Source organism: Acinetobacter sp. YH12155, from assembly GCF_013418255.1.
Lineage (GTDB): Bacteria > Pseudomonadota > Gammaproteobacteria > Pseudomonadales > Moraxellaceae > Acinetobacter > Acinetobacter indicus.
The window spans coordinates 1-8,527 of the sequence record NZ_VPCK01000040.1 but is presented as its reverse complement, the minus strand read 5'-3'; the positions used below and the strand labels follow the sequence as shown (position 1 = coordinate 8,527).

Annotated in this window: 10 protein-coding genes, 1 tRNA gene and 2 pseudogenes; 11 read left to right on the top strand and 2 right to left on the bottom strand. The window is 39.6% G+C overall.

Features of this window, described 5'->3' with window-relative positions:
* The 6 genes and pseudogenes from FTU86_RS13485 to FTU86_RS13460 all read left to right on the top strand — a co-directional run.
* A pseudogene (locus FTU86_RS13485) lies at nt 1-112 on the top strand (IS982 family transposase); the annotation flags it as partial.
* Nucleotides 100-432 (top strand): type IV pilin protein, encoded by a 333-nt coding sequence (locus tag FTU86_RS13480; RefSeq protein WP_373684809.1) that lies wholly within the window; start codon nt 100-102, stop codon nt 430-432. The pseudogene FTU86_RS13485 and the gene FTU86_RS13480, both read left to right, overlap by 13 nt.
* Nucleotides 429-956 (top strand): GspH/FimT family pseudopilin, encoded by a 528-nt coding sequence (locus tag FTU86_RS13475; RefSeq protein ID WP_180048590.1) that lies wholly within the window; start codon nt 429-431, stop codon nt 954-956. The genes FTU86_RS13480 and FTU86_RS13475 overlap by 4 nt, the downstream gene beginning before the upstream one ends.
* On the top strand, nt 953-1,402 hold the full coding sequence (locus FTU86_RS13470; protein ID WP_180048591.1) for a prepilin-type N-terminal cleavage/methylation domain-containing protein: 450 nt from the start codon (nt 953-955) through the stop codon (nt 1,400-1,402). Before FTU86_RS13475 ends, FTU86_RS13470 begins: the two co-directional genes overlap by 4 nt.
* 20 nt (nt 1,403-1,422) lie before the next feature.
* A complete protein-coding gene (locus tag FTU86_RS13465) occupies nt 1,423-2,568 on the top strand; it encodes a PilW family protein (RefSeq protein ID WP_180048592.1) in 1,146 nt (381 codons plus the stop codon).
* A 13-nt stretch (nt 2,569-2,581) separates the two neighbouring features.
* On the top strand, nt 2,582-3,736 hold the full coding sequence (locus FTU86_RS13460) for a PilX N-terminal domain-containing pilus assembly protein (protein ID WP_180048593.1): 1,155 nt from the start codon (nt 2,582-2,584) through the stop codon (nt 3,734-3,736).
* 74 nt (nt 3,737-3,810) lie between these two features.
* Here FTU86_RS13460 and FTU86_RS13455 read toward each other — a convergent pair whose 3' ends face one another.
* Both FTU86_RS13455 and FTU86_RS13450 read right to left on the bottom strand, forming a co-directional pair.
* Entirely contained in the window at nt 3,811-4,458 is a 648-nt protein-coding gene (locus tag FTU86_RS13455) for an HAD-IB family hydrolase (protein WP_180048594.1), read from the bottom strand.
* The gene (locus tag FTU86_RS13450) at nt 4,425-5,630 is read right to left on the bottom strand and encodes a DUF1615 domain-containing protein (protein WP_104489528.1); all 1,206 of its coding nucleotides are present in this window, start codon (nt 5,628-5,630) and stop codon (nt 4,425-4,427) included. Before FTU86_RS13450 ends, FTU86_RS13455 begins: the two co-directional genes overlap by 34 nt.
* Before the next feature lie 441 nt (nt 5,631-6,071).
* Here FTU86_RS13450 and FTU86_RS13445 point away from each other — a divergent pair.
* The 5 genes and pseudogenes from FTU86_RS13445 to FTU86_RS13425 all read left to right on the top strand — a co-directional run.
* Nucleotides 6,072-6,148: transfer RNA gene (locus FTU86_RS13445), tRNA-Met, on the top strand.
* A 175-nt stretch (nt 6,149-6,323) separates the two neighbouring features.
* On the top strand, nt 6,324-6,545 hold the full coding sequence (locus tag FTU86_RS13440; RefSeq protein ID WP_005178882.1) for a hypothetical protein: 222 nt from the start codon (nt 6,324-6,326) through the stop codon (nt 6,543-6,545).
* A 200-nt stretch (nt 6,546-6,745) separates the two neighbouring features.
* Nucleotides 6,746-6,955 carry a cold-shock protein gene (locus FTU86_RS13435; RefSeq protein WP_005178879.1) on the top strand — a complete coding sequence of 70 codons (210 nt, stop codon included), beginning with the start codon at nt 6,746-6,748 and terminating at the stop codon, nt 6,953-6,955.
* Nucleotides 6,956-7,186: 231 nt separating this feature from the next.
* The gene (dusB, locus tag FTU86_RS13430; RefSeq protein WP_257219151.1) at nt 7,187-8,206 is read left to right on the top strand and encodes a tRNA dihydrouridine synthase DusB; all 1,020 of its coding nucleotides are present in this window, start codon (nt 7,187-7,189) and stop codon (nt 8,204-8,206) included.
* A gap of 173 nt (nt 8,207-8,379) precedes the next feature.
* Nucleotides 8,380-8,527 (top strand): annotated as a pseudogene (locus FTU86_RS13425) (RNA-guided endonuclease TnpB family protein); the annotation flags it as partial.

Sequence of the window (8,527 nt, the reverse complement as noted above, 5' to 3'; positions counted from 1 at the left end):
TAAAGCACGTAGTCTTCATGGATTTCTGAGTGGAATTTACGCCTCACTATGTGCATATCAATTAACCCATCAAAATAAGCCAACAATTCAAATTAAGGAATCATCGGCTTAAGCAGGATCCGGGTTAATTATGTTGTAAGAGCACACCGCACAGATGCTCAGGCAGCTATGCTGAATTTGGCTCAGTATATGGAGAGCCAATATAATGCCAGTTTTAGTTATCCTGCTAAAGCGAACATCCCTAGCAGTCTGATGTCACCTTCAAATATGAGTGATTATTACACCTTTGATTTTGATGATGCTACGACATCAGGGCAAAATTTCACCATTACAGCAACACCCACCTCTAAACAAAAAGATAGTCAATGTGGAACATTAACTTTAAATGAACAGGGGGTAAAAACTCCGAATACAAGTGGTTGCTGGAAATGAAACCCAATAAAGGCTTTACCTTATTTGAGTTGATTGTCACGGTAGCTGTACTGGCTATTTTGGCTATGATTGCAGCACCTTCTATGGTGAACTTGATCAAATCAAGCAAAATAAAAACAACTTCTAGTGCGATTGTTGATTTTATGCAGCAAGCACGCAGTGAGGCGATCCGTACCGGTCGTCCAGTAACGATTTGTGCCAGTTCGAATGGTTCAACTTGTGTGGATGAGGATAAAGATCAATGGAATGTTGGCTTGGTGATGCAAATTACCAATCCAGATGCTTCTGTTATTTATTCTGTTTTAAAATTTGATGATCCAAATCTGGAGATTACCGGCCCCGAAATTACTATCGATAATCCCAAGAGTGAAGTTGAATTTAATAGTGTTGGGGCAATAAGTGTTGGGGTAATGATAGACAAAAAGCCTCAAGTTAAAGTGACTATGATAGGCCAGGATACATATTCTGTTTGTATTCCTATTTCCGGTCGAGCTGAAAGAATCAAAGGAAGTACGTGCCCATGAAAAATTTCAATGCTCAGCAGGGCTTTACTTTATTGGAAGCACTTATTGCCATGTTTCTAACGGCGGGTGCAATCTTGGGCCTTGGAATTTTACATATTAAGTCTGTGCAGCAAAGTCAATTAGCGATGCAAAGAACAATTGCTAATATTCAGGCAAATGATTTTATTGATAGTATGTGGGCAAATAGGTGTTCTCTTTCATCAAAGATTGAGACTGATTGGACCGAGCGTTGGGATTTTGAACAAGATGGAATGGCAGAAACTGATCAAATCGCCTTGAATCAGCTTTTACAAGATTGGAAAGGAGAGATTACTCCTGATCCAGCAGCCAATCAACGACAATATACAATCGAAATTTCATGGGTTAATGACAAAGCTGCTGCTGGCACTGCAGTCACCCAACAAAGTTTTACTTATGATTTTTCGCTTCCAGCATGTACCACCTAATCATTATTCGGATTTGATCAATGAAAAAAATGTCTTCTCTCAAGCATACTCAGGCCGGTGTGACATTGGTTGAATTAATGATTGGTCTGACAGTTGGGTTAGTTGTGACTGGTGGAGCCATGGCAATTTTGTTTGGCAATCAGAAAATGCTGCTGGAAAAAGGAAGATTGGACCGTACCCAGGAAGAATTTCGTTTTGCCACCACGACCATTACCCGTTTGATCCGTCAAGCAAATTCTTTTTCAGTCCCTGCTTCGAATAATGAGCTGGTGATTAATTTCGATCGTAATCAAAGAGATTGTTTAGGGATGTCAGGGGAGTCAGGCTCTTCAATGAATACGCTGAAATTGGATAATAATCAGTTACTTTGTATTCGGAATAATGATCCAGATAAATCCTATGTGTTGGCTAAAAATATAGGTAACTTACAATTTTCTTACGGTATTCAGAAATCGGGTGTTGTGGCCTATACCCCATATTTTAAGAGTGATGCTAGTGTCGATCCAGTTGTGGAATATGTATGGAATGATATTACGAGTGTTCAAACAAAAATTAGTATTGTGCAGGATGGCTTAACTAAGCAACCTGCACTTGAATTTATTGCAACATCTCATCAGAAAAGTAGTATAGCCAATTTATCTAGTGGTGGTGAGTCTCAATTAACTGAAGAAGAATTAAAGGAATTACTTAAAGAACAAGAAGAAGCTGATAAAAGAGCTGAAGAAGAACTTAAGGCAATAGAAGAGGCAGAGGAAGCAGCAGAAGCAGCAGAGGAAGAAGCGGCAGCGGAAGAAGCGGCAGCAGCGGAAGAAGCTAATCTGACTTGTATTAAAAATGCGCTTGTGGTTAAAAACTTTAAAGCATCATCAGCAAATGGTAAGACTTTTGATACTGATCCATCTTGGACTATGACTTGGATAAACGTCGAGAAAGAACATAATAAAGGAATTAATAAGAAAAGTAAGATAACGATAAGCTTAGCTTCATCTCATGGATGTAGCTTAACTAATTGGAAAATTGGAAGTGGTGAACAGGAAAAGGGGCTTAATATCTTATCTTCAGAGACTCTTGAAGTTGTAGCTGATTCAGGGGAGGGGAAGATTTTGACAATTGATTTGAAGAAAGCAGATATTTCTCAAAGTAAAATTTCTTTTACAACCCAATAATTAAGAGGCGACTATGAAAAAACAGCAAGGTTTTGTATTGGTCTTTACCGTGGTTTTGCTTCTCGTTGCAGCGATCTTGGGTTTGTATGCCATGCGTAGTACCATTATGCAGGATAAAATGACCGCAAATATTTATAATAAAACCATCACGACAAATACTGCTGAACAGGGAGCAACAGCTTTTTTAAGCTGGTTTGAAAAGCGCTTAAAAGATCATGGCTGGCCTACAGATGAATCAGCGAAGAGTGCTTGGAAAAATGAAATACCTTATATTAACACGGGTAAATTGGAAGCTAATTTTGGGGACAATGGATATTATTGGATTGATCCTGATTATGAAAATCCATGTGATGCAAATCCTTGCTGGGATAATGTCAATAAAACGGTTACCGTATACATAACAGGGAATCTCGTTAAAGATAAAGGTGACAGTTCAGCAATTTTGGGAGAAAGCATTTATAAAATCGAGTTGGCGACGTTGGACGGCGGTAAGCCTTTTTCATTGCCAGAGTTACCAGCAGCATTAACATATGCAGGAGTTTTAAACGGATTTACCGCTCCTAGTTCAGGTGCTTCAATTAACGGTGGTGATAAAATAGCAGTTGCTACAGGAAATAATAATGCACAAGATAAAATAACTGCAGATATAAAAAAGAAAAACGAAGATAATTATTCGGGCAAAGACTGTTCAACGCCATGTGTATCCGTTACGGATTTAAAAGATTGGGGCAATGCTGAAAAGGTAAAGAACCTTGCTGATCAATTGGCATCTTTGAAAGATGCAACGGTTTATAGAGAGGATTATGCGGGGAAATTACCATGTTCAGGCATAATCATTGCGTATAAAAACTTAACGATTAGTGGTAACGCTTTCAATAAATGTAATAAAAAATTCCAAGGTATCATTTTAGCCTTAGGTGAGAAATTTGATGTAAACGGTTCTGGTGGAATGAATATTGATGGGGCTATTTTTGCTGGTAATATTCAAAATGTAGGAACTGCTGAAACACCTCAATTTCAATTTGGAACACAATCTTCAATCATTAACGGCGGTGGCAATTTTAAGATTCAGTATAATAGTAAATATTTTGGAAATAATTCAAATACCGAATTCACGGATACCGAACCAACGAGTGCTAAAATTCTTTCATGGAAAGATGTAATATAGTTCGTTAAGTTGGATTTATAGTTGGCCTCAATTTTATTAAAATTATTTTTGAGGCTTTACTTTATGAGCGCTATTTAAGCCAAATTTTTACAATTAATAATTTCAGGCAAAGAATTATCTACCCCCACCATATAGGCATGATCAGCAAGCGCAAGCATTTCCTCATCTTCATCACTATTACCATAAGCATAAATTTCAGCATAATCGTCCAGATTATATTTCTCTAAAATCCTGATTTTCTTTTGCTCATTACTACAGTCTGCGTTTTGATAGAATCCGGTCATTTTCCCAGCTTTGATTTCTACTTCGCTACAGATTAAATCAATATTTAAATAGCGACAGACCGGGTTTAAATATAAATCCAGAGAGGCCGAAACTAGGACTACATCATGGCCAAGTTGTTGATGTTGTTTTAATTGTTTGAGTAAAGAAGGTTCAAGGCTTTTTAATATTTTACCTGCATACTGTTGAGCCAAAGGGTAAATTTTTTTGAGATCACAGCCTTTAAACATGGCCGAATATAGCTTGGGGCGCATTTTATGGGCAGGGTACAGCTTAAGATAATATGCCATGATCCAGGGCAAAACTTTTATACCACGCTTGAGAATATGCCATTTGCCCAGACTGTAGAAAATAAAGCCGGTAAAACTGTCATGCTCATACAGGGTTCCATCAAAATCGAATAAGGCTAGATTTTTATATTTTTGGCTTTTTGCATGCATGTGGTATATCGCCCGTTGACCCGAGTAGCAAACCAGTTGGTATTATAATCACGGCTGAGTTTTGGCCCGGAAATTACCACCTCTGGCATTATCGCATAAAATGGTTCTTTGCCAGTTTGTTCCTGATACAGTTTTAATAAGGCGCGATACGAAGCGGTATCTTCAAAATCCTGCTCTTTTTCTTTTTTCAGATCGGAGCGGATCTGGCGTGGGGTGAGCACAATATTATGTTTGGCAAAAACACTAATCAGCTCGCGTTCAGATTGGCTCTTGGCACTGCGAACACCGCCATCTTTGCTATAGAGCAGTAAATCACCATCTAGAGATAATTCGGCTTCGGTTAAATCATTCAGCATGCTCTGAAAAGCGGCATTGCGGCTGGAATACATGCCCGAGTTATAATCGGCAAAGCGATATAGCGGTTTATCATAGTCGGCCGGATACATCATCAGACGGTGAATACCATAATACAGGCCACCATATTGGCTGTATAAATCGGTACGTAATTCTGCAATATTGCCGCCTTGGCGTTTATGTTCCTTGGCATAACTGATATGCACCTGCATCGAACCTAAGGTGGTAATCGGATTCAGCTTTTCTCCGATATTTTGACCAAACAGCTTGGCGGCGCCGGTCAGGGCCGACACATGATAATGCTTGGCCATATAGTCAAAAATTTCACGATAAAGTTCATCCAGTTCCCGTTCGGTTTTGACCCGGCGCATCTGGCTTAAATAGTTATCTTCCGGGCTTGGATGGTTTTTCAGTACATCCTGAAAATAGCCGGCAATGGTGCCTCCAATGGCTTCACCGAGTTTATCTTTAAACTTCTCGTCTAAGCGTTCCTGGACTTCTTTAACTGCTTTTTCACCTAAACCATAGACCTGTGGATCGGCAACAAAGTTGGATTCCTGATCGACCACGGCGACAATGGTGCACATATTTTCCTTGGTCTGCGGAATGCCCAATTGTTCACTAATATCGTAAATATCTTTGGCCCATGAATCACGATCTTTCACGCGGGAAGGAATTAGTCGTTTGATCTGATCTGCATCTAGACTTGGCTCATCGCCTTTATTCCACCAGGCGCTGTCGCCACAGGCAGCTAAACTTAAAGATAACGCAATCAGGCTTAAAGGTTTGATTACAGATGACAGGAAGGTGTGTTTCATAAACAGGAAAACTCGGTCCAGACGGGTCAGCCTACAGGGCAGATGAAGTATACAGAAATTCGGCTATACAGGTGTGAATATATATGTATACGGCCTACGTTGCACTGTCAATTTTTATCTGCAAACAGTCAGAGAATTGAGTAGCTCAAAAAAGTGAATAAGTGTGGAATTAGATACTGAATTCTATTTCAAAATAAAGCGCTGATTTTAACTTGATGATCTTCTGTTATTTTAAGAAAATATTTAAATAAATAAGGGAGATGCTGTATAAAATCATCTGAATTATTTTTTAAAATATTATCTGTTATTTTTTAATGATTGCAAAATTTTCTAATCAAAATAAAGGGAATTATTTTAGCGTAGAACCGTGGTTATTTTAGTGTGTATTTTAAATAAACCTTGTGTTTAGCAAATATAGAGCGTATAAAGCTAACTCTCCTTTGCGGGGTGGAGCAGTCTGGTAGCTCGTCGGGCTCATAACCCGAAGGTCGTTGGTTCAAATCCGGCCCCCGCATCCAACTTTTAATGCTTATAGTGATTGAATATTTGTCCATAATTGTGAGAATTGGGACAGTGAAAAGTTTAAAATAATCAAATTTGATTGTGTTTTTATCCGATTTTTGAAAGATGAAATTTTAATAAAATGGAACAGCTTTCTTAAATGATCACCTAAGCTCATATAATGAGTCAGTTATGTTGAATAATGTAGAAAATTGGCAGTTGGCCACTGCAGTCAATGGTCAGGAAATTTTTGTAAAAGTAATGCCGCTGAAAAAGAAGCAGCGCTCGAGCCAGGGTTTTATCTGGGTGGAAGTCGGTAAAATGATTGAGCTTCAGTCCGGACAGCAGGTAGAATTTAACCTGGATGGTAAAAGTTTTTATATTGCTTTAAATCAGTTATATAAATTGAATTAATTTATTTTTATTGCATTCAGAACAGAAGTCTGTATAGTGGTCGTTAACTAGAAGAATTACTATTGTTTCAGCAAATCTTTTCCCTCCGTCGTTTTTTAATATCCTTCGTAGTATCAGATTTTTAGTTTCAAAGTCATTTTCCAGTTAATTATTGGTTTATCTATGACCAATTTAAAAGTTTTTTAATACAGGATTATCTTATGTCAAATACAGTTACTGGTACTGTGAAATGGTTTAATGAAACTAAAGGTTTTGGTTTTATTCAGGCAGATTCAGGTCAGGACGTTTTTGCTCATTACAGCGAAATTACCAACCAGGGCTTCAAAACTTTACATGAAGGCCAGCGCGTTGAATTTACCATCGTAGCGGGTAAAAAAGGCGACCAGGCCAGCGGTATTACTGCAATCTAATTGCCGGTTTCGCTGCAAAAAGCTCATCTTCTGATGGGCTTTTGTTTTTTTAGCATCTGCTAAAAACAGATGTGCTGTGGTCGGTACAGATGCATAGAAATTTTGGTCAGAAGGCTTTAAACTAGCCCGGTTTTTAGCGCCGTATCCAGTTTTCTCCCATCTGAAAGATTCGCTGCGCATTTTCTGTTTCCCGAGGTTCCTACATTGAGTTCACATCCTGTCATTCAAGAACTGTTTGATCGTCCTATTGAGCGAAAGCTGTGGGTGGCACCAATGGCAGGCGTCACGGATCGGCCGTTTAGAACGCTGTGCAAATATTTTGGCGCAGGCCATGCAGTCAGTGAAATGATGACCTCGGACAAGACTTTGCGCATGAGCAAAAAAAGTCTGTATCGGGCCAATTTTGATGGCGAAATCGCCCCGATTTCTGCACAAATTGCCGGCTCCGATCCGGCTGACCTAGCCGAAGCCGCGCGTTATCAGGTGGCCAATGGCGCACAGATTGTTGATATCAATATGGGCTGTCCTGCCAAAAAAGTATGTAACAAGCTGGCTGGTTCGGCGTTGTTGCAAGATGAAGATCTGGTCGCCCGGATTTTAGATGCAGTCGTAGAAGCAGTCGATGTGCCGGTGACCTTAAAAACCCGACTCGGTTTTTTAAACGGTCAGGAAAATATTCTGCGTGTGGCCAAGCGTGCGGAGCAGGCCGGTATTGCAGCGCTGGCCCTGCATGGTCGTACCCGCGAAGATATGTACCTGAACACGGCGCGTTATGAGTTAATCAAGCAGGTTAAGGCCGAGCTGAATATTCCCCTCATTGCCAATGGCGACATCGACAGTCCGGAAAAAGCTAAAATGGTGCTGGATTATACCGGTGCAGATGCGATTATGATTGGCCGTGCGGCACAAGGCCGTCCCTGGATTTTCCGTGAAATTGCCCATTATCTGACGACCGGTGAACATTTGGCTGCACCGAGTATTGAAGAAGTCAAACAGGTATTGCTTGGGCATTTATCTGAACTTTATAGCTTTTATGGAGAATATTCAGGCTGCCGTATTTCACGTAAACATATTGCCTGGTACACCAAAGGACTGCGTTCTAGCAATGAATTCCGCCAGAATATGTACCGTGTGGAAAGCACGGCCGAGCAGTATCAGGTGGTGGAAAACTATTTTAATCAACTGTTAGAACATGGCAACATCATGAGTGATGTGCAGGTTGAGCAGGTGAATCTGTTAGAAACCAAATAATTAAATATCTATCATAATTGTGGCGCTTCAGAGCGCCATTTTTTATCCCCGACTTTATCAAATGGAGCGTAAACCTCTGTCTTTCAGGTCAGAGATATAAGCGACACGACATGAAATGTCGTTTAATTGCTAAAAAACAATATTTCAAGCCTAATATGAGCTAATATAAGCCCATGAAAACACTTAAATTACGTATAAAAGACAGTCACACAAAGGTGCTAGACCAATTGGCATCTGAAGTTAATTTTGTCTGGAACTATGTCAATGATTTGTGTTTCAAACACCTACAGCGCAAACAACAATTCTTTTCAGCATACGATA

What these genes read in the sequence shown, in the direction of transcription:
- FTU86_RS13450 (WP_104489528.1), bottom strand. Translation starts at nt 5,630, where the DNA reads ATGAAACACACCTTCCTGTCATCTGTAATCAAACCTTTAAGCCTGATT.
- FTU86_RS13460 (WP_180048593.1), top strand. Translation starts at nt 2,582, where the DNA reads ATGAAAAAACAGCAAGGTTTTGTATTGGTCTTTACCGTGGTTTTGCTT.
- FTU86_RS13475 (WP_180048590.1), top strand. Translation starts at nt 429, where the DNA reads ATGAAACCCAATAAAGGCTTTACCTTATTTGAGTTGATTGTCACGGTA.
- FTU86_RS13435 (WP_005178879.1), top strand. Translation starts at nt 6,746, where the DNA reads ATGTCAAATACAGTTACTGGTACTGTGAAATGGTTTAATGAAACTAAA.
- FTU86_RS13465 (WP_180048592.1), top strand. Translation starts at nt 1,423, where the DNA reads ATGAAAAAAATGTCTTCTCTCAAGCATACTCAGGCCGGTGTGACATTG.
- FTU86_RS13455 (WP_180048594.1), bottom strand. Translation starts at nt 4,458, where the DNA reads ATGCATGCAAAAAGCCAAAAATATAAAAATCTAGCCTTATTCGATTTT.
- FTU86_RS13470 (WP_180048591.1), top strand. Translation starts at nt 953, where the DNA reads ATGAAAAATTTCAATGCTCAGCAGGGCTTTACTTTATTGGAAGCACTT.
- FTU86_RS13440 (WP_005178882.1), top strand. Translation starts at nt 6,324, where the DNA reads ATGTTGAATAATGTAGAAAATTGGCAGTTGGCCACTGCAGTCAATGGT.